General features: G+C 74.3%; 17 protein-coding genes. 11 read left to right on the forward strand and 6 right to left on the reverse strand.

All coding sequences use genetic code 11. The features are described from left to right. Positions 1 to 113 precede the first annotated feature (113 nt). Positions 114 to 995, forward strand: a complete 882-nt coding sequence (locus tag QC282_RS17420; protein ID WP_279550361.1) for an SIS domain-containing protein — start codon at positions 114 to 116, stop codon at positions 993 to 995. A 28-nt stretch (positions 996 to 1,023) separates the two neighbouring features. Further along, positions 1,024 to 1,896: a ketose-bisphosphate aldolase gene (locus QC282_RS17425; protein ID WP_279550362.1), complete on the forward strand. Its 873-nt coding sequence runs from the start codon at positions 1,024 to 1,026 to the stop codon at positions 1,894 to 1,896. On the opposite strand, the gene QC282_RS17430 is transcribed toward QC282_RS17425, so the two are convergent. Further along, positions 1,886 to 3,031: a methyltransferase gene (locus QC282_RS17430; RefSeq protein ID WP_279550363.1), complete on the reverse strand. Its 1,146-nt coding sequence runs from the start codon at positions 3,029 to 3,031 to the stop codon at positions 1,886 to 1,888. The two genes, QC282_RS17425 and QC282_RS17430, sit on opposite strands and share 11 nt — an antisense overlap. 53 nt (positions 3,032 to 3,084) lie before the next feature. Here QC282_RS17430 and QC282_RS17435 point away from each other — a divergent pair, with 53 nt between their 5' ends. The 7 genes from QC282_RS17435 (at position 3,085) to QC282_RS17465 (ending at position 10,522) form a co-directional block, all read left to right on the forward strand. After that, positions 3,085 to 3,750 carry an alpha-ketoglutarate-dependent dioxygenase AlkB gene (locus tag QC282_RS17435; RefSeq protein WP_279550364.1) on the forward strand — a complete coding sequence of 222 codons (666 nt, stop codon included), beginning with the start codon at positions 3,085 to 3,087 and terminating at the stop codon, positions 3,748 to 3,750. A 48-nt stretch (positions 3,751 to 3,798) separates the two neighbouring features. After that, a complete protein-coding gene (locus QC282_RS17440; protein ID WP_279550365.1) occupies positions 3,799 to 5,049 on the forward strand; it encodes an ROK family protein in 1,251 nt (416 codons plus the stop codon). A gap of 88 nt (positions 5,050 to 5,137) precedes the next feature. Continuing rightward, positions 5,138 to 6,094: an NAD(P)-dependent oxidoreductase gene (locus QC282_RS17445; protein WP_336621074.1), complete on the forward strand. Its 957-nt coding sequence runs from the start codon at positions 5,138 to 5,140 to the stop codon at positions 6,092 to 6,094. Positions 6,095 to 6,146: 52 nt separating this feature from the next. Then, positions 6,147 to 6,569, forward strand: a complete 423-nt coding sequence (locus tag QC282_RS17450) for a PPOX class F420-dependent oxidoreductase (protein WP_279550367.1) — start codon at positions 6,147 to 6,149, stop codon at positions 6,567 to 6,569. Positions 6,570 to 6,930: 361 nt separating this feature from the next. Continuing rightward, entirely contained in the window at positions 6,931 to 7,206 is a 276-nt protein-coding gene (locus QC282_RS17455) for an SHOCT domain-containing protein (RefSeq protein ID WP_279550368.1), read from the forward strand. Then, positions 7,203 to 7,964 (forward strand): ABC transporter ATP-binding protein, encoded by a 762-nt coding sequence (locus tag QC282_RS17460; protein WP_279550369.1) that lies wholly within the window; start codon positions 7,203 to 7,205, stop codon positions 7,962 to 7,964. Before QC282_RS17455 ends, QC282_RS17460 begins: the two co-directional genes overlap by 4 nt. Beyond that, on the forward strand, positions 7,961 to 10,522 hold the full coding sequence (locus QC282_RS17465) for an ABC transporter permease (protein WP_279550370.1): 2,562 nt from the start codon (positions 7,961 to 7,963) through the stop codon (positions 10,520 to 10,522). Before QC282_RS17460 ends, QC282_RS17465 begins: the two co-directional genes overlap by 4 nt. 77 nt (positions 10,523 to 10,599) lie before the next feature. Here the strand turns inward: QC282_RS17465 and QC282_RS17470 are convergent, their stop codons facing one another. Together QC282_RS17470 and QC282_RS17475 are read right to left on the reverse strand one after the other, a co-directional pair. Continuing rightward, positions 10,600 to 11,145, reverse strand: a complete 546-nt coding sequence (locus QC282_RS17470; protein WP_279550371.1) for an ATP-binding protein — start codon at positions 11,143 to 11,145, stop codon at positions 10,600 to 10,602. Positions 11,146 to 11,340: 195 nt separating this feature from the next. After that, positions 11,341 to 11,664: a hypothetical protein gene (locus tag QC282_RS17475; protein ID WP_279550372.1), complete on the reverse strand. Its 324-nt coding sequence runs from the start codon at positions 11,662 to 11,664 to the stop codon at positions 11,341 to 11,343. Positions 11,665 to 12,012: 348 nt separating this feature from the next. Here QC282_RS17475 and QC282_RS17480 point away from each other — a divergent pair, with 348 nt between their 5' ends. Next, a complete protein-coding gene (locus QC282_RS17480) occupies positions 12,013 to 13,137 on the forward strand; it encodes a PLP-dependent cysteine synthase family protein (protein WP_279550373.1) in 1,125 nt (374 codons plus the stop codon). A gap of 6 nt (positions 13,138 to 13,143) precedes the next feature. Here the strand turns inward: QC282_RS17480 and QC282_RS17485 are convergent, their stop codons facing one another. Continuing rightward, positions 13,144 to 13,614, reverse strand: a complete 471-nt coding sequence (locus QC282_RS17485; RefSeq protein ID WP_279550374.1) for an SRPBCC family protein — start codon at positions 13,612 to 13,614, stop codon at positions 13,144 to 13,146. A gap of 94 nt (positions 13,615 to 13,708) precedes the next feature. Then, positions 13,709 to 14,542 carry a DeoR/GlpR family DNA-binding transcription regulator gene (locus tag QC282_RS17490; RefSeq protein ID WP_279550375.1) on the reverse strand — a complete coding sequence of 278 codons (834 nt, stop codon included), beginning with the start codon at positions 14,540 to 14,542 and terminating at the stop codon, positions 13,709 to 13,711. 292 nt (positions 14,543 to 14,834) lie between these two features. Between QC282_RS17490 and QC282_RS17495 the strand changes: the two genes are divergently transcribed. After that, a complete protein-coding gene (locus tag QC282_RS17495; RefSeq protein ID WP_279550376.1) occupies positions 14,835 to 17,225 on the forward strand; it encodes a hypothetical protein in 2,391 nt (796 codons plus the stop codon). Here the strand turns inward: QC282_RS17495 and QC282_RS17500 are convergent. Beyond that, the gene (locus QC282_RS17500) at positions 17,195 to 19,633 is read right to left on the reverse strand and encodes a right-handed parallel beta-helix repeat-containing protein (RefSeq protein WP_279550377.1); all 2,439 of its coding nucleotides are present in this window, start codon (positions 19,631 to 19,633) and stop codon (positions 17,195 to 17,197) included. The two genes, QC282_RS17495 and QC282_RS17500, sit on opposite strands and share 31 nt — an antisense overlap. Positions 19,634 to 19,716: the final 83 nt, after the last annotated feature.

The raw sequence follows: 19,716 nt of genomic DNA on the forward strand, positions 1-19,716 counted from the left end.
GTCACCTTGCCTGCCGGCGACCCTAGCGCACCCGATCACCGACACATGCTTGATTGTGCTCGAAAGCTCGCGCTATCTTGCAAGAACAATCAGAACCGGGGAGGGTGTGCGGCATGACGCATGTCGAGGACGAGCTGACCGGCCAGCCCGAGTGCTGGCTCCGCGCCGCGTCGGAGGCGGCCGACCACGCGCGGGCGCTGCCGCGGCCGGGGGAGCGGGTCGCGATCGTCGGATGCGGCACCTCGTACTTCATGGCCCAGGCCGCCGCCGCGCTGCGCGAGAACGCGGGGCAGGGCGAGACGGACGCCTTCGCCGCCTCCGAGTTCCCGCACGGCCGCGCCTACGACCGGATCGTCGCCCTCACCCGCTCCGGCACCACCACCGAGGTCCTCGACCTGCTGGACCGCGTCAGGGGCCGCACCCGCACGACCGCGCTCACCGCCGACCCGGACACCCCGGTCATGACGGCGGCGGACGACGTCGTCGTCCTCGACTACGCGGACGAACGGTCCGTCGTGCAGACCCGGTTCGCGACCACCGCCCTCACCCTGCTGCGCGCCCACCTCGGCCTGCACCCCGCCGCGGCCGTCACCGACGCCCGCACCGCGCTCGCCGAACCCCTTCCCGAAGGGCTGGTCGGCTGTACGCAGTTCACGTTCCTGGGACGCGGCTGGACGGTCGGCCTCGCCAACGAGGCCGGGCTGAAGATGCGCGAGGCCGCGCTCGCCTGGACCGAGGCCTACCCGGCGATGGAGTACCGGCACGGCCCCATCAGCGTCACCACCCGCGGCACCGCCACCTGGATGCTCGGCACCGCCCCCGAAGGGCTCGCCGAACAGGTCCGCGCCACCGGCGGACGCTGGATCGCCGGCGGCCTCGACCCGCTCGCCGAACTCGTCCGCGTCCAGCGGCTCGCCGTGGCCGTCGCCGCCGCCCGCGGCCTCGACCCGGACCGGCCCCGTCACCTCACCCGCTCGGTGATCCTCGCCCCCTGACGTCCGGCAGCCCCGGGAAGGACCCGCCGTGCCCCTCGCCACCACCGGTGACCTCGTCACCCGCGCCGCAGCCGCCGGATCGGCCGTCGCCGCGTTCAACATCATCACGCTGGAACACGTCGAGGCCGTCCTCGCCGGCGCCGAGTCGGTGTCCGCGCCCGTCGTCCTCCAAGTCAGCGAGAACGCGGTGCAGTTCCGGCACGGCAGGCTCCTGCCGCTGGCCCGCGCCGCCGTCGCCGCCGCCGAACAGGCCGCCGTGCCCGTCGCCCTGCACCTCGACCACGTCAAGAGCGACGCCCTGCTGCGTCAGGCGGCGGACGCCGGATTCAGCTCCGTGATGTACGACGCGTCCGGGCTGCCGTACGAGCAGAACCTCGCCGCGACGCGGGCCGCCGCCGACTGGGCACATACCCAAAGCCTGTGGATCGAGGCCGAGTTGGGGGAGATCCGCGGCAAGAACGGCGAGCCGCCGCCCGACCCGCACACCCCCGGCGCGCGCACCGACCCCGCCGAGGCCCGCGCCTTCGTCGCCGATTCCGGCGTGGACGCCCTGGCCGTCGCCGTCGGCAGCTCCCACGCCATGACCAGCCGCACCGCCACCCTCGACCACGCCCTGCTCGGCCGCCTGGCCGGCGCCCTCGACGTGCCGCTCGTACTGCACGGCTCCTCGGGCGTCCCGGACGGCGAACTGGCCGCGGCCGTCGCCGGCGGCATCGCCAAGGTCAACATCGGCACCGCGCTCAACATCGCCATGACCGGCGCGATCCGGGAGTTCCTCGCCGCGCACCCCGAAGCCGTCGACTCGCGCGCCTACCTGACCGTCGGCAGGGAGGCCATGGCACGGACGGTCGCCAACCTCGTCGGCGTCCTCGGCCGGCCCGCCCGCCCCGCTACCGTTTGACGGCCTTCAGCACCACGAACTTCCGGTCACCGGCCACCAGTTGGCTGTTGCCGAACAGGCGCCGCAGCTTCACGTGGTAGCCCAGGTGCCGGTTGCCGACCACCCACAGCTCCCCGCCGGGCCGCAGCACGCGCCGCGCGCCGGTGAACATCCGCCAGGCCGTGGCGTCGGTCGTCGCCTGGTGCGAGTGGAACGGCGGGTTGTTCAGCACCACGTCGACACTGCCGGACGGCACCCCCGCCAGGCCGTCCCCGACCCGGAACTCCGCATGCCCCGGCACACCGTTGGCCCGGTACGTCTCCTCCGCCGACGCCACCGCCTGGAACGACTCGTCCACGAACAGCACCTCGGCCTCGGGATCGGCCAGCGCCACCGCCGTACCCACCACGCCGTTGCCGCAGCCCAGATCCACCACGCGTCGACCGCCGCGCACCTGCGGCAGATGCCCCAGGAAGAACCGCGTGCCGATGTCCAGCCGGTCGGCGCAGAACACCCCGGCGTGGTTGACGACCGTGCGCCCCGACACCGCGCCCACACCGTCGGGCAGCGTGTAGCGGTACGGCCACGGACTGGCGGGCGGCTCCAGCGCGGGGTCCGGCGTGCAGAAGATCAGCCGGGCCTTCTTCTCGGCGAGCGAGGTCCGGGTCGGGCCGAGGATCCGCTCGAACAGCCGCAGCGTCGAGGTGTGGATCTCCTTCACCATGCCCGTGCCGACCACGACCGTGCCCTCGTGCACCGCCGGCGCGAGCCGCAGCAGCTGGTCCTCCAGCAGCGCCAGACTCTTCGGCACCCGCACCAGCAGGACGTCGATCCGGCCGGGCGGCGGGTCCTGCGTGATCAGCAGCCGGACCGTGCCCGGTGCGACACCGGCCCGCGCGAGGTTGACGCGGGTCGCCTCCTGCGCCAGGAACGAGTCGGTGATCTGCACCGGCTCGTGCTCCGCCAGCGCGGTCACCAGGGCGCCCCAGCGGTCGCCGACCACCACGACCGTCCCGGTCAGCGGAACGTCCTGCCCGGCGAGGTGCCCGAGGAGGTACTCGTCGGAGGCGTCCCAGGCACGCAGCTGCTCGCGCGGGTCCTCGGGGAAGCGGGTCAGCGCCAGCTCGCCCCACGGCGTCGTCATACGGTCGTTCATCGCGCCCAGGCTAACCGAGCCGCATTTCGGACCGCGTCCGGCAGGATGGGGGCATGGACGCCGAGCTGTTCCCCAGGCCCCGCACCCAGGTGGCGCCCGGCGCGGTGCACGTCCCCGACTGGCTGGACCCGGCACAGCAGCGCGACCTGCTCGCCGCCTGCCGCGACTGGGCCCGCCCGCCCGCCGGACTGCGCACGGTACGCACCCCCGGCGGCGGCACCATGACCGCACGGCAGGTCTGCCTGGGACGGCACTGGTACCCGTACGGCTACGCGCGCACCGTCGTCGACGGCGACGGCGCCCCGGTCAAACCGTTCCCCGCATGGCTCGGCGAGCTGGGCCGCCGCGCCGTGACCGACGCGCTCGGCCCCGGCGCGGCCCAGGACGCCGCGTACGACATCGCCCTGATCAACTTCTACGACGCCGGCGCCCGCATGGGCATGCACCGCGACAGCGACGAGAAGTCCGACGCGCCGGTCGTGTCGCTGAGCCTCGGCGACACCTGCGTCTTCCGCTTCGGCAACACCGGGACACGCGGCCGCCCCTACAGGGACGTCACACTGCGCAGCGGCGACCTGTTCGTCTTCGGCGGCCCCTCCCGACTCGCCCACCACGGCGTCCCCCGGGTGCACCCGGGCACGGCCCCGCCGCGGCTGGACCTCACCGGACGCCTGAACATCACCCTACGGGTGAGCGGCTTCCCGGACGCCGGACCCTAGGTCACGGCGCCGGTCACCGTAGGGGCGGATCATGACAGACTCGCCCTCATGAGCGGCAAGGCGGACCCCCGGGCGGCGGGGGAAGGGACCACGTCGAGGACGCGGCTGGACCGGGGGCGCGGCGCGCTCGGGCCCGCGCTGGAGCTCGTGCACACCGGCCGCGCGCCCACCCGGGCGGTACTCACCGCCGAACTCGGCGTGACCCGGGCCACGGCCGGCGCGGTCGCCGCCGAACTGGAGGCACTCGGCCTGATCCGCGTCGACGCCCGGCCCGGCGCCGCGGCCGGTTCGCAGGGCCGCCCCTCCCACCGCCTCGCGGTCGCCGAGGAAGGCCCCGTCGCCCTGGCCGCGCAGGTGCACGCCGACGGCTTCCGGGCGGCGCTCGTCGGGCTCGGCGGCCGGATCGTCGCGACCGCGCCCGGCTGCGAGGTCGTCGACGCCGACCCGGCGAAGGTGCTCGGCTCGGTCGTCGAGGCGGGCGCGCGACTGCTGCGCGAGACCGGCCGGCGCTGCGTCGGCGCCGGACTCGCCGTGCCGTCGGCGGTCGCCGAACCGGAAGGCCTCGCGCTGAACCCCCTGCATCTGGCGTGGCCCGCGGGCGCGCCCGTGCGGGAGATCTTCGCCGAGTGCGTCCGCGCGGCCGGCATCGCCGGGCCCGCCTTCGCCGCCAACGACGTCAACCTCGCCGCGCTCGCCGAGCACCGGCACGGCGCCGGGCGCGGCTCCCGCGACCTGCTGTGCGTGGCCACCGGGCACCGCGGCGTCGGCGGCGCCCTCGTCCTCGACGGGCGTCTGCACAGCGGCAGTTCGGGACTGGCCCTGGAGGTCGGCCACCTCACCGTGAACCCCGGGGGAGGCCGCCCCTGCCACTGCGGCGGCCGCGGCTGCCTCGACGTGGAGGCGGACCCGCTCGCCCTGCTGACCGCGGCCGGACGCGCGCCGGGCCCCGAGGTGTCGCTGCTCAAGCAGGCCCAGGACCTGATCCGCGGCCACTACGACGACCCGGCCGTCCGCACCGCCACCGAGACGCTGATCGACCGTCTGGGTCTCGGCCTCGCGGGCCTGGTGAACATCCTCAACCCCGACCGCATCATCCTCGGCGGCCTGCACCGCACCCTGCTCGACGCCGACCCGGAACGGCTGCGCGCGGTCGTCGCCGACCGCAGCCTGTGGGGCCGCAGCGGCGGCGTCCCCATCCTGGCCTGCACGCTCGACCACAACAGCCTCGTGGGCGCGGCCGAACTGGCCTGGCAGCCGGTCCTTGACGATCCGCTGGGCGCACTGACGCGTTCGGCGTAGAGCGGGCGTACGCCGGTCGCGGTCCGGGCGCGGGCGCGGCGCGCACCCGGAGCAGCCGCCGCACCGCCGCGGAGAGGATCGCGGCCCGATGGGGCAGGCTGATCACAGGCACCGCGAGAATCCGCAGGCCCGCACAGAACAGGAAGCCGACGTCATGACCGACAAGCTCACCGTGAGCGTCCTGGGCACCGGCATCATGGGTGCCGCGATGGCCCGCAACATCGCCCGCGCCGGGCACACCGTCCGCGTCTGGAACCGCACCCGGGCCAAGGCCGAACCGCTCACCGCCGACGGCGCGCACGTCACCGGCACCCCCGCCGAGGCGGTCCGGGACGCCGACGTCGTCCTGACCATGCTGCACGACGGCCACGCCGCCCTGGAGGTGATGCGCGAGGCCGCCCCCGCCCTGCGCCACGGCACCGCCTGGGCGCAGTCCACCACCGCGGGACTCGACGGCATCGCCACGCTGGCCGGTTTCGCCGCCGACCACGAACTCGTCTTCTACGACGCCCCGGTACTGGGCACCCGGCAGCCGGCCGAGGCCGGACAGCTCACCGTCCTCGCGGCCGGACCGGCCGAACACCGTGCGACGGTCGCGCCCGTCTTCGACGCGGTCGGCGCCCGCACCGTCTGGACCGGCGAGGACGGCGCGGCGGGCAGCGCGACCCGCCTGAAACTGGTCGCCAACAGCTGGGTCGTCGCCGCCACGGCCGCCACCGGCGAGGTGCTCGCCCTGGCCGAGGCGCTCGGCGTGGCGCCCGACAGCTTCTTCGACCTCATCGACGGCGGCCCGCTCGACATGGGCTACCTGCGCGCCAAGTCCGCGCTCGTCCTGGAAGACCGGCTCTCCCCGCCCCAGTTCGCCGTGCGCACGGCGGTCAAGGACGCCCGGCTGATCGTCCGGGCCGGTGCGGACAACGGCGTCCGCCTCGACGTCGCCGCCGCGAGCGCCGAACGCCTGGAACGCGCCGCCGCCCAGGGCCACGCCGACGAGGACATGGCCGCCGCGTACTTCGCCAGCTTCGACGAACAGCCCCCCGCCTGAGCCCCGTTCACCACCGACACCCCCACGACCCGCGAACTTCGGAGGAGACCCCGTGTCCAAGCCCCCGCTCCCGCCCGAGGCCGTCGCCATGCTGGGCCACGCCAACCCGTGCGTCATGGCCACCCTGCGGTCCGACGGCTCACCGGTGTCCACGCCCACCTGGTACCTGTGGGAGGACGGCCGCGCCCTGATCAACCTCGACGCCGGCCGGGTGCGCCTGAAGCACCTGCGGCGCGACCCGCGGGTGACCCTGACCGTCCTGGACAAGGACGACTGGTACACGCACGTCACCCTCATCGGCCGCGTCACCGAAACGCACGACGACGTGGGCCTGGCGGACATCGACCGCCTCTCCCGGCACTACACCGGCAGCGCCTACCCGGACCGGGAGCGCCCCCGCGTCAGCGCCTGGATCGAGGTCGACCGCTGGCACGGCTGGGGCGCCCTGCGCGACAGCGACCAGGCGGCGACCTGACCGCCCGCACCACCGCCGCCCCGGGGCGGCCGGTCCCGCCCCGGGGCCCCGCGTCCCCGGCCCGCCGCGTACTCCCTCGGAGGCAGCCCGGCTCTCGCGCGCCGTCCGCGCCCGATCGCCGCCCAGGGCGGGGGCAGGCTCGCCCGTGCACGCGGTCCGGAGCGCGGCCACGCGGGCATCAGCCCCGAGCCCGGTCCGAAACGCCCCGCGCCGCGCGGCCCGGGAGCAGCGGTGACCGGCCCGCGTACTCCCCGCGGGGTACGCGCGGTGCCGCTGGCCGTACGACGACCCGGACCCCCTCGCGGAGCGACGCTCGGAAGCGACGACAACGACGACATCGCTTCCGAGGAGTTGACCGGCCATGCAGACCCTGGCGCACTTCACCGACGGCGGGCCCGGCCCGTGGATCCTGCTCGTGCCGCTGCTCTGGGCGGCCGTCATCGGCGGCGGCATCGTGCTGCTGCGCCGCACCGTGTGGCGCGGCCGGCGCGGCCCCTGGCACGCCGCCGGCGCGGACAACTCGCCGTCGGCCGTGCTCGGGCGCCGCTTCGCCTCCGGCGAGATCGACGAGGACGAGTACTGGCGCCGGCTGTCCGTTCTGGAGGAGCGGTTCGGCCGCAAGGGTGGTGCGGCATGACCTCCACGCAGACCACCACGACGACCCCCCGCACCGCCGCCCGCGTCGTCGACGCCGTGAAGGTGTACGGCGGTGGCGACACCGCCGTACACGCCCTGGACGGCGTGACCGTGTCCTTCCCGGCCGGCCGCTTCACGGCGATCATGGGCCCCTCGGGGTCCGGCAAGTCCACGCTGATGCACTGCGCGGCCGGCCTGGACACCCTCACCTCGGGCAGCGCCTTCGTCGGCGACACCGAACTCGCCGGGCTCGACGACCGCCGGCTCACCCTGCTGCGCCGCGACCGCGTCGGCTTCGTGTTCCAGGCGTACAACCTGGTGCCGACGCTCACCGTCGCCGAGAACATCACCCTGCCGCTGGACCTGGCGGGCGGCACGGGCGACCCGGAGTGGATCGACACGCTGATCGACGTCGTCGGACTGCGCGGCCGGCTCCACCACCGGCCCGCCGAACTGTCCGGCGGGCAGCAGCAACGCGTCGCCGTGGCACGGGCGTTCGCGAGCCGCCCCGAGGTCGTGTTCGCCGACGAACCGACCGGCAACCTCGACTCCCGCTCCGGCGAGGAGGTGCTCGGACTGCTCGGCCGCACCGTGCGCACCACCGGCCGCACCGTCGTCATGGTCACCCACGACCCGGTCGCCGCCGCCCACGCCGACGAGGTCGTCTTCCTCGCCGACGGCCGCCTCGTCGACCGTATGGCGGACCCGACCGCCGACAAGGTCCTGGACCGCGTCAAAGCCTTCGAGGTGCCGTCATGAACGCCTCCGTACGCCTGAGCGCGTCCTCCCTGCGCGCCCACGGACGACGCTTCGCCGGCACGTTCCTCGCCGTGTTCCTCGGCGTCGCCTTCCTGGCGGGCACCCTCGTCATGGGCGACACGCTGCGCGCGAGCTTCGACTCCATGTTCACCGGTGCCAGCAGCGGCACCGACGCCGTGGTGCGCAGTGCCGACGCCATCACCACACCGGGGGAGAGCCAGGGGGTGCGCCGGCCCGTCGACGCAGCGCTGGCCGACCGCGTCGAGCGGGTCCCGGGCGTCGCCGCCGCCGTCCCCGACATCCAGGGCGCCGGCCAGCTCGTCGGGTCCGACGGCGAGCCGATCGGCGGCCAGGGGCCGCCCACCGTCGCCGGCAACTGGATCGCCGACCCGGAGCTCAACCCGTACCGGCTCGCCGAGGGCCGCACCCCGCAGAGGTCCGGCGAGATCGTCGTCAACCGCGGCACGGCCGAGCGGGGCGGCCTGGAGATCGGCGACACGACGACGCTGCGCACCCCTGACCCGGTGCGGGTCACGATCGTCGGCCTGGCCACCTTCAGCGGCGAGGACGGCATGGCGCAGGTGACCTACACCGGCATGACCCGGTCCGACGCCGAGCGGTACCTCACCGCCGGGCCCGGCCAGGCGGCGGGCATCCTGGTGCGCGCCGAGCCCGGCGTCGCCCAGACGGAACTGGTGGACCGGCTCACGGCCGGCCTGCCCGAGGGCGTCGAGGCGATCACCGGCGAGGAGTCGGCCGAGGAGAACACCGAGATGATCTCCAGCCAGTTCCTCGGCATCTTCACCACCTTCCTGCTGGTGTTCTCCGGCGTCGCCCTGCTGGTCGCGACGTTCTCCATCCACAACACGTTCGCGATCGTGGTCGCCCAGCGCACCCGCGAGAACGCCCTGCTGCGGGCGCTCGGCGCCTCGCGCCGCCAGGTCACCGCGGCCACCCTGGCCGAGGCGAGCGCCGTCGCCGTGACCGCCTCCGCCGCGGGCCTCGCGGGCGGCATCGGCATCGCCGCCGGACTGCAGGCCCTGTTCCCGGCGATCGGCTTCCCGTTCCCGGACGGCGGCCTGGTCGTCAAGGCGCTGTCTCTGGCGCTGCCGCTCGCGGTCGGCGTCCTGGTCTGCCTCGGCTCCGCCCTGCTGCCCGCCGTACGCGCCGGGCGCACCGCACCCCTCGCCGCGCTGCGCGAGACGGCCGTCGACACCTCCGGCGCCTCCCGTCTGCGTGCGGTCACCGGCGCGTGCCTGGCCGCCCTCGCCCTCGCGGTGACGCTCACCGGCGTCCTGGCGCGGCCGTCGGTGTGGCTGGCCGGCAGCGGCGCCGTGCTGGCCCTGGTCGCCTTCGTGGTCCTCGGCCCGGTCGCGTCCGGCACCGCCGTACGGGTCCTCGGCAGCCCGCTGCCGCGGCTGCGGGGCGTCACCGGGTCCCTCGCCCGGCGCAACGCGCTGCGCAGCCCGAAGCGGACGGCGGCCACGGCCGGCGCGCTGATGATCGGCGTGGCCGTGGTGTCGCTGTTCACCGTGTTCGGCGCCTCGCTGAAGGCCACCATGGACCAGACGGTGTCCCGGTCCTTCGCCGGCGACGTCGCCGTCAGCGCGCCGTCGTTCGGCGCGGGCGGCAGCGGACTGAGCCCCCGGCTGGCCGGCGCCGTGCAGCGGCTGCCCGAGGTGGACACCGCCGTCGGTCTGGGCCGGGGCGTCGCCGAAGTCGACGGCAGGGGACGGGCGTTGACCGTCACCGACCCGGTCGCGCTGCAACGCGCCTTCGACCTTGGCGAGATACGGGGCTCGCTGAGCGGCCTCGGCGCCGACGGCATCGCCCTCACCGAGCAGGAGGCCGACAGGCTGGGCCTCGCCACCGGCGACACGACGCGGCTGACGTTCACCGACGGCGAGCGGGAGACCTTCACCGTCCGCGCGGTGTACGACCGGTCCGAACTCGCCGGCGACTACGTCATCACCCGCGAGGCCTGGGCCCCGCACCGCGCCCAGGACTCCGACACGCTCGTCGCCGTCACCTTCGAGGGCGGCGTCGGTGAGGACCAGGGCAGGGCGGCGGTCGAGAAGGCCACGGCCGCGTACGGCAATCCGGAGGTGCAGACCCGCGAGGAGTACGCGGAGTCCTCGGCGGGCGGCATCGACATGATGCTCACGCTGGTCTACGCGCTGCTCGCCCTCGCGGTCCTCATCGCGCTGCTCGGCATCGCCAACACCCTCACGCTGGCGGTCCACGAGCGCACCCGCGAACTCGGACTGCTCAGGGCCGTCGGCCAGACCCGCGCCCAGCTGCGGGCCATGGTCCGCTGGGAGTCGGTCCTGGTGGCCGCGTTCGGCACGGCGGGCGGACTCGCCCTCGGCGCCTTCCTCGGCTGGGTCCTGGTCAGGGCGTCCGACGGCGCGTCCGACAGCGCCTTCGCCTTCGCGGTGCCGCCCGTGCAACTGGCGCTGGTCGCCCTGGTGGGCCTCGCCGCCGGAGCCCTCGCGGGCCGGCGTCCGGCGCGCCGAGCGGCCCGTCTGGACGTGCTGCGGGCGATCGCCGCGGAATGAGCACCGGGGCGTCGCGCGAGATGTGCGGCGGGGGTGCCGGCCGGGAGCCGGCACCCCCGTACGGGGTCACCGCCCGGTCAGCCGGCAACGGCCGACCGGGCGGGAGCGCGTTGGGGCCCGCGGGTCTCCAGGGCCGGTTCCAGGACCGGCTCGACGGGCTCGACCTCGGGGAGCACACGTGACGCCCGCTCCCCGGCGTACAGCGGGGACAGCACGGCACCGGCCGGCGCGGGCGTGGGCAAGGTGAACCACACGACCTTGCCGGACGCACCGTCCGGCCGTACGCCCCAGCTCTCGCTGACCGCGGCCACCATGGCGAGCCCGCGTCCGCAGGTCGCCAGCGGTTGGGCGTCTTCCACTTCGGGAAGGCGCGGGTCGTGGTCGCGCACCGAGACCGTCAACCGGTCGAGCAGCAGCTCGATCTCCACGGTGCACGTCTTGTCGGGCCGGGCATGGCGGTGGACGTTGGACAACAGCTCCGTCACACCGAGCATCGCCCGGTCGATCAGGGAATCCATATGCCAGTAGCGCAATTGCGCAGATACGATTCTGCGGACCTGGCCGATCCGCGACGGCAGGGCTTGCAGCTCCACCGTGCAGTGTCTGCTTGGGTGACTGATCACGGCTGCGACTCCCCGGTGTCAGGTCCGGACAGAGTTCCGGAAGAACACGGAGTACGGATCCAGCAGGGCGCCCGCGTGACGCTGCCGCCTGCTGTCGTGGCCGGCGGGCTGGTTCGCAGCGTTATCGCCGGTAAACCCAGAGTGACGTGAGACCAGCGTGGCCCAGCCGATGAGGTACCGCAACTCACGGACATCTCAGTAACCGCGCCCCGCCGCCCTGCGCACCGCCTCGACGAACCTGCGGGCGGCCGGCGGCCCGGACTCGCCCGGCGCGGGGTCGCTCTCGCCCAGAGTCAGCAGGTACCGCTTGCCGTTGAGGTCGGCGAGCGCCCTGTCGTCCGGCACGAACCAGGGCTTGGAGGCGCGCACCGCCTGCACCGGCGCGCTGTCTATCTCGCTGCCGTAGCTGGTGAGCAACTCCAGCCTGCCGTCGTTGATCCGGACCTGTCCGGCCCGGGTGAGCGAGCGCAGTCCGTTGCCGATCCGCACGCCCCTGGCCGTGAACTCCGGCTCCGCCATGTCGTTCCGCCCCCTTGCGCGTGTCTCGGGCCGCCGGACCGTGCTCTCGTCCGCGACCCCTCCGGCTGCTGACGTGATCCAGTGTGCCCCGGTTCGGGACCTCCGCCCCGCCCGGTGCAGTGTGCCCCGGCCGCGCGCCGAGCACCAGTACGCGCGACCCCTTCGCTCCGAGTGCCCGGAGCATTGGGTCGAATGCGCCCCGCCCCGATGCGCCGTCGCTCCCCCCAGGGGTGCCTTTGGCTGGCTCAAAGATGCGTTTATGCAGGTGAGAAGCGGGACCAGGGGTGCTTATGATCGGTGTGCCGACCGCGTGACGCGCCGTCGGCGCGCAGCCTAAGGAGCACGGCCGTGAGCACCCCTCAGCAGATCAGACCCGGCGAAACCCTCGACGTCGACCGCACCGACCCCGCCTACCGGGAGTGGCTGAAAGAAGCCGTGCGCAGGGTCCAGGCCGACGCGAACCGCTCGGCCGACACCCATCTGCTCCGCTTCCCGCTGCCGGAGCACTGGAACATCGACCTCTACCTGAAGGACGAGTCGACCCACCCGACCGGCAGCCTCAAGCACCGCCTCGCCCGCTCGCTCTTCCTGTACGGGCTGTGCAACGGCTGGATCCGCCCCGGCCGGCCGGTGATCGAGGCCTCCAGCGGTTCGACGGCCGTGTCGGAGGCGTACTTCGCGAAGCTGATCGGCGTGCCCTTCATCGCCGTCGTGCCGCGCACGACCAGCCGCGAGAAGTGCCGCCTGATCGAGTTCCACGGCGGGCAGTGCCACTTCGTGGACGACCCGCGCACGATGTACGAGGCGTCGGCCGCCCTCGCGGCGGAGACCGGCGGCCACTACATGGACCAGTTCACCTACGCCGAACGTGCCACGGACTGGCGCGGCAACAACAACATCGCCGAGTCGGTCTTCCGCCAGCTGCGGTTGGAGCGCTACCCGGAACCGGCCTGGATCGTCGCCACGGCCGGCACCGGCGGCACCTCGGCGACCATCGCGCGCTACGTCCACTACATGCAGCACGACACCCGCATCTGCGTCGCCGACCCGGAGAACTCCTGCTTCTTCGAGGGCTGGACGACGGGCGACCCGGACGTCACGTGCGACTGCGGCTCCCGCATCGAGGGCATCGGCAGACCCCGCATGGAACCGAGCTTCGTGCCCGGCGCCGTCGACCGCATGATGAAGGTGCCCGACGCGGCGAGCGTCGCCGCCGTACGGGCCCTGGAGTCGGCCATCGGCCGCAAGGCCGGCGGTTCGACCGGCACCGGCCTGTGGAGCGCGCTGAAGATCGTCGCCGAGATGGTGGCCGAGGGACGGCACGGGAGCGTGGTGACCCTGCTGTGCGACCACGGGGACCGGTACCTCGACAAGTACTACTCGGACGCCTGGCTCGCCGAACAGGGCCTGGACATCGCGCCGTACACCCACGCGATCACGTCCCTGCTGAAGACGGGCGTCTGGCCCGACTGACCCCGCCTACGTCGTCAGGCGCCGGTCCAGCGCCGTGACCGAGTCGCGGAACGTCCGGCCGAGCCCGGCCCGGGCCAGGTTCAGCGCGCCGCGGAACGCCGCCGTCCCGTCCGCGGCGAAGGTCCACTGCACGCGCGTGCCCGTCCCGATCGGCACGAGCCGCCACTCCTCGGCCAGGGCGTGCACGCCGGGCGTGTTCGTGACGTCCACGCGATAGGCGTACACCTCGGGCGCCTCCGACGCGAGGACGGTCTCCAGGAAGCGGGCCCCGCCCCTGAGCCGGATCTCGCGGCCCGCGCCGTCGCGCACCGGGCGGGCCACCCGCACCGCCGAGAACCACTCCGCCCAGCCCACCACGTCCTCGGCGAGCGCGCGGAACACGGCCGCGGGAGGAGCGGTGATGCCACGCGCGAAGACGAGCCGGACCGGCGCGGTCCGGACGAAGTCGTGCCCGACGGGGCGCAGACGATGAGCCATGGGACCAACTCCCTTGTCAGAGAACAAAGTTCCATCAGGGCATACACGACGCGGCAGCCGTCGGCGGGCCGGAAGTCCCCGGCCCCGCTGCGGCTCAGTCCTCGGTGCCGTCGTCCTCGGGCTCGCCCGCGACCACGAGCCGCCGCAGGTGCTCCGACACCTCGTCGCGCGCGCCGGCCGGCAGCCCCGCGTCCGTCACCAGCGTGTCGACCTGCTCCAGCGCCGCGAACGAACTCAGGCCCACCACACCCCACTTGGTGTGGTCGGCGACCACCACGACCCGCCGCGCCGACTGCACGAGCCGCCGGTTGGTCTCGGCCTCCGCCAGATTCGGCGTCGACAGACCGGCCTCGACCGATATGCCGTGCACGCCGAGGAACAGCAGATCGAAGTGGAGCGCCGCGATCGCCTGGTCGGCGACCGGGCCCACCAGCGAGTCGGACGGGGTGCGCACACCGCCGGTCAGCACGACCGTCGCCGCGCCCTGCCGGGGCCCCGAGGTGCGCTGCGCGGCGTGGAACACGTCGGCGACCCGCACCGAGTTGGTGACCACCGTCAGATCCGGCACGTCCAGCAACTGGTGCGCCAGGGCGAACGTCGTCGTGCCGCCCGACAGCGCGATCGCCGCGCCCGGCGCGACCAGCCCGGCCGCCGCCCGCGCGATGTCCTCCTTGGCGGTCAGCTCCAGACTCGACTTGGCCTCGAACCCCGGCTCGTGCGTGCTCGCCTCGGCCACCGGAACCGCGCCGCCGTGCACCTTCTCCAGCACACCCTGGCGGGCCAGCGCGTCGAGGTCACGGCGGACCGTCATGTCCGACACCCCGAGCTTCCGCGTCAGCTCGTTGACCCGCACACCACCTCGGCGCCGGACCTCGTCCAGGATCAGGGCGCGCCGCTGCTCCGCGAGGAGGTTCTGATTCTCACTCACGTACGCTCCGGTCCTTTCGCCTGGGGCCGCCGTCCGACACGCTCGGCGCACCCGCTCCGACAAGGACATTCTTACCGGCTCCGGTGCGCGGACGTCCCATCCTCGCACGCCCCCGCGCACGCCGCGTCACCGCCCGTTCCGATGTGCGCATGTCACATTGGCATCGGAAGGGTCACACCTGTCGCACGGATCGGGGAGATTCGGTGTCGACGGGTGCGCACCCGCCCGGAACGGGAGATCCTGGTCCCCGCACACAGACAGCCGACGGCGCGTCACGGGGGAAGTGCCAACAGTGGAACGTGCGCAGGAACGCGCGACGACGGGCGACACGGAAGGCCCGGCACCGCGGGCCACGGGAGCCGCTCTGGAACTCCTCGTCCACGGAGTGGGCGGGACGACACCCGGGGAGATGCTGAACGATCCGCGCACCGTGCGGATCACCGGCGACGACACGGCGGCCGTCTTCCGGCGCGCCGACGACGTCGACGCCGAAAGCGACCCCGGCACCCGACGCGACGGCCCGGTGCCCGAGGCCTACGTCTGGTGCAACCTCACCTCCGGCAACGGCTCCCGCGCCCTGTGGCTGCTGCTGTTGCCGTTCATGGTGGCCAACCTCGCCCACTGGATGCGCCCGAACACACACGGCCACAGCCGCACGGTCCGCCTCTACGGACTGCTGGTGCGGCTCGCGGGACTGTCCCTCACCGTGCTGCTCGTGGCCGCCGCCTGCGAGGTCGCCCTCGATCTGACGGCCTGGCAGTGCGCGGGCACCTCCGCCTGCGCCGGCCGGCACTCCTGGCTCGGCTTCCTGTCGCCCGAGGCCTCGGACGGCGGCTGGTGGAGCCTGCCCGGACGCCGCCTCGCGCTCGCGGCCCTGGTGCCCGCCGCGCTCACCGGCCTGCTCTGGTACCTGTCCCGGCGCACCTGGAGCGAGTACGAGTCCCAGCAGCCGATGACCCGCGCCGCCGAGTCCGAGGAGGACATCGCCGACTCCGCGCCCACCGCGCTCGGCCGCCCCGGCTTCTGGTACGGCCGCCGCCTGGTGGCCCGGCTGCGCGCCGCCCACACCGCGGCCGCCCTGCTCACCGTCGCCGCCGCGGTCGGCACCTCGGCCGCCCGCTTCGACCGCGCGTCCGGCGGCTCCGCGACGCTCGACACCGCAGGACGACTGCTGGAGGCGGCACTCGTCGCCGGCGCGGCGGCCGTGCTGTGGGTGGTGTGCCGCCGCGGCCGCAGCGAACGCCACCTGGACTCCGAGCTCGACCGGAACGTCGTACGAGGACTCCCGCTCGCCGCCCTCGTCCTCCTCGCGCTCTCCCTGCTGTACGCAGGGTGGGAGCGCCCCGGCTGGGAGTCGTCGGGCCGGCTGCCCGGCGACGCGACCTTCGGCGGCATCGTCCTGGGCCAGGGGCTGCTGGTGATCGCCCTGGCGGTGGTCGCCCACCTGCTGCACCGCACCAGGCCCGACCCGCGCGCCGTCATGCACGGCCTCGGCGGGCCCGCCGTCGCCATGCTGGCCTGCGCCCTGGGCGGCGTCATGTCCGGCGGCGTGGCCCAGCGTGTCGCCGACTGGCTGGACGGCACCGGGACGTCCATCCCCGGCCCGCCGGTCATGCTGACCTGGCAGGCCTCCGCGATCCCGCCGCTGCTCCTGCTGCTGCTGGTGCTGTGCGCCGAACTCGCCCGGCGCACCTGGCTGCTCGCCCGCGCCGAACGCGCCGCCGTGGAACGCGACCACCCGCACGAGGTCGGCGACCCCGGACGCACCCGCCGCATCGCCACCGTGCGCGCCATGGCCAGGCTCACCGACCGGGCGCCCCTCATCGTCGCCGTCACCTCCACCGCGACCCTGCTGCTCGGCGCGGGCGCCCTCGTCGGCGCCCTCACCACCGACGAGACACCCGGCGAGGCCGCCGGCGGCTCGTACGCCTTCGTGCACGGCGCCGCCCAGACCGCCGAGGCGCTGGGCTCCTGGCTCATCGGGTTCGGCTTCATACTCTTCGTCACCTGGGGCCGGCGCGCCTACAAGGACCCCTCCGCGCGGCGCACCATCGGCATCCTGTGGGACGTCGGCACGTTCTGGCCGCGCGCCGCCCACCCCTTCGCGCCGCCCTGCTACGCCGAGCGCGCGGTGCCCGACCTGACCTGGCGGATCGCGACCTGGACCCGCGTCACCGGCGGCCGTCTCGTCATCTCCGGGCACTCGCAGGGCAGCGTCCTCGCCGCCGCGGCGGCCTGGCAGCTCGAACCGTCCGTCCGCAAGCGGGTCGGGCTGCTGACCTACGGCTCGCCGCTGGAGCGGCTCTACGGCCGGTGGTTCCCGGCCCACTTCGGGCCGGACGCGCTCGGTTCGCTGCACCAGGAGGTGGACTGCTGGCGCAACCTGTACCGGGTCACCGACCCCATCGGCGGCCCCGTGCGGCTGCCCGGCGACCGCGGCCCCGAGGTGGACCGCGAGGCACTCAAGGACCCGCTCGCGTACGGCCGCACCGAACTGCTTCCGCTGCCCGCGCCGATCCTCGGCCACTCCGAGTACCAGGCCGACCCGGCGTTCGTCGAGGAACGGCAGCGGCTGCTGGCCCGGCTGCGGCCCGATGTGCCCGCGCCGCGGCGCACGGCGCGGGAGGACGGGCCCGGCCCGGAGGGGGAGCCTCAGGGCAGCTCGGGCAAGTCCTCGGCGTAGAGCAGGGTCAGGTCGTCCGTGCTGGGGTCGGCCACCTGGGCGACCCGGCTCGCGTGCCGCTCCACCATCGCCTCGAACGTCTGCCGCGCCGTACGGCCGTTGCCGAACGCCGGGCCCTTGGGGATCGCCGTGAAGTACTTCAGCAGGGCCTCCCCGGCGCCCGGCGCGAGCCGGTACTCGTGCTCCTCGGCCTGCTGCTCGACGATCCGCAGCAGTTCCTCCGGGCCGTAGTCGCCGAAGGTGATGGTGCGGGAGAAACGGGACGCCACGCCCGGGTTGACCGACAGGAACCGCTCCATCTCGGCGGTGTAGCCCGCCACGATGACCACGACGGCGTCGCGGTGGTCCTCCATCAGCTTCACGAGCGTGTCTATGGCCTCCCGGCCGAAGTCCCGGCCCGAGTCCTCCGGGGACAGCGCGTACGCCTCGTCGATGAACAGCACGCCGCCGCGCGCCCGTTCGAAGGCCTCCTGCGTGCGGATCGCCGTGGAACCGATGTGCTCACCGACCAGGTCGACGCGGGACACCTCCACGAGGTGGCCCTTCTCCAGCACGCCGAGGGAGGCGAGGATCTCGCCGTACAGCCGCGCCACCGTCGTCTTGCCGGTGCCGGGGGAGCCCGTGAAGACCAGGTGCCGCTTGACGGACGCCGCCTTCAGGCCCGCCTGCTGCCGGCGCCGGCCCACCTCGATCATGTCGGTGAGGGCCCGCACCTCGCGCTTGACGCTGTCCAGGCCGACCAGGGCGTCCAGTTCACCCATCACGTCCTTCGCGGACCGCGCCGGCTGCTCCGGCTGGGCGCCCGCGACGAGGGCCTCCTGCTCGGTGCTGCGCTGCCCGGGGATCGCGCCGAGCAGCCCGGGGGAGGGGGCCGTCGTCTGCACGGCGGTCTCCCGGGCCGCGGGAGGCCTGAGCCCACCGCTCTCGTCGCTGGTGCAGTCCTCCACGACGGGACCCCCGCCCGAGCCGGCGTCGGTCCCGCCGTCCGCGAACTCGTAACCCCCGCGTGAGCAGCGCTCCGTGCGGCACTTCTTCAGCGTCGTACGGCAGCCGTCGATCACGTGGAAGCCGTAGCCGTCGCTGTCCGACACCCGGCAGTCCAGGAAGCTGCCCCGGCCGCCCGCCGAGACGTAGAACCCGGCCTCGGAGGGCGAGTCGACGGTGCAGCGCTCGATGGTCGGGTCGGCGCCCTTGGTGACGATCACGCCGGTCTGCGTGCCGGTCAGCACGCAGTTGTTGAGTGTGCCGCCACTGCCGTGGTCGCGGAACCAGGCGCCGGTGGCCGCGTCGCGGATGCGGCAGTCGTCGAGCTGCGCCGTCGCGCCGTCGCTCACCGACACCGCCGTGTTGCGCACCTGCGTGAGGTCGCTGTCGACGACGTCCGCGCGGGAGCCGCGGTCCAGCACGAACAGCGCGTCGGGCACGTCGTGCACCCGGCAGGAGTCCAGCACGGCCGTCGCGCCGTCGCTGACCCACACCGCGGGGTAGTCGCCGGTGCTGTCGAAGATCTCGCACTGGTTGGCGTCCACGCGGGTGCCCGGGTCCCACACCGACAGGCCGTTGCGGCCGAACTGCCGCACGCTGGTGCGGGTCAGCGTCAGGACGGAGCGGGAGCGCAGGTCGACCGCGTTCTCCGGGATGTCGTGGATGCGGCAGTCCGCCAGCGTCAGGACGGCGTCCGTGTCGAGGGTGACACCGTCCCCGGTGGTGCGGTGCACGTCGCAGTCGGTGAGGTGCGCGGTGGCCCGGCCGGTGACCTGGACGCCGCTGCCCCGCACCTCGTAGACCTCGCAACCCACCGCCTCCAGCGCGGAGTTCTCACCGGTCGCCGTCAGGCCCGAGCCCGAGGCGTGGTGCACGCGGCAGCGGTCGAGGCGCGGATGGGCACCGCCGCGCACCGCGACGCCGGCCTGCCCGGCCGCGACGACCTCGCACTCCTCGAACACCCCGGCGCCGCCGTCGAGTACGGCGATGCCGATGCCCGCCGGATTGTCGACCGTGCAGCGCCGCACCGTCGGCCGGGCGCTGCCGCGCACCTCGATGCCCGCCGCGGACCGGGTGACGACCCGGACGTCCAGCAGCTCCGGGGTGCCCTCCTCCACCAGCAGGGCCGGCGCCGCCGCGTCCTGCCCTTCCACGAGCAGGTCCTGGATCACCGCCGAGGCCCGCACGGTGAGCGGTACGCCCTCGGTCGGCGCGATGCGGACGGAACCGGGGGAGCCCTCCGGGCCGCGCAGGGTGACCGCCTGCTGGACGACGAGGTTCTCCCGGTAGGTGCCGGGAGCGACGGTGAGCACGTCACCGTCCGTCGCGGCCTCCAGGGCGGCGGCGAGCGTCGCGTACTCACCCGTGCGGCGCCGCCACCGCGATGTGCCGGTGTGCGTCACCTGGACCGTGCCCTGTGCCATGGCGTTGCTGTGCCCCCACCTCGTCGTACGCGGGTCGTCGCCGATCGGTTCGGCCGGACCACCGTAGCGTGTGCGCAGGCGGT

This window comes from Streptomyces sp. DH24, assembly GCF_029813775.1.
Lineage (GTDB): Bacteria > Actinomycetota > Actinomycetes > Streptomycetales > Streptomycetaceae > Streptomyces.

Coding starts and splice junctions, on each gene's coding strand:
- QC282_RS17500 (WP_279550377.1), bottom strand. CDS start 19,633: ATGGCACAGGGCACGGTCCAGGTGACGCACACCGGCACATCGCGGTGG.
- QC282_RS17430 (WP_279550363.1), bottom strand. CDS start 3,031: ATGAACGACCGTATGACGACGCCGTGGGGCGAGCTGGCGCTGACCCGC.
- QC282_RS17445 (WP_336621074.1), top strand. CDS start 5,138: ATGGGGCAGGCTGATCACAGGCACCGCGAGAATCCGCAGGCCCGCACA.
- QC282_RS17485 (WP_279550374.1), bottom strand. CDS start 13,614: ATGGCTCATCGTCTGCGCCCCGTCGGGCACGACTTCGTCCGGACCGCG.
- QC282_RS17465 (WP_279550370.1), top strand. CDS start 7,961: ATGAACGCCTCCGTACGCCTGAGCGCGTCCTCCCTGCGCGCCCACGGA.
- QC282_RS17455 (WP_279550368.1), top strand. CDS start 6,931: ATGCAGACCCTGGCGCACTTCACCGACGGCGGGCCCGGCCCGTGGATC.
- QC282_RS17475 (WP_279550372.1), bottom strand. CDS start 11,664: ATGGCGGAGCCGGAGTTCACGGCCAGGGGCGTGCGGATCGGCAACGGA.
- QC282_RS17440 (WP_279550365.1), top strand. CDS start 3,799: ATGAGCGGCAAGGCGGACCCCCGGGCGGCGGGGGAAGGGACCACGTCG.
- QC282_RS17435 (WP_279550364.1), top strand. CDS start 3,085: ATGGACGCCGAGCTGTTCCCCAGGCCCCGCACCCAGGTGGCGCCCGGC.
- QC282_RS17420 (WP_279550361.1), top strand. CDS start 114: ATGACGCATGTCGAGGACGAGCTGACCGGCCAGCCCGAGTGCTGGCTC.
- QC282_RS17460 (WP_279550369.1), top strand. CDS start 7,203: ATGACCTCCACGCAGACCACCACGACGACCCCCCGCACCGCCGCCCGC.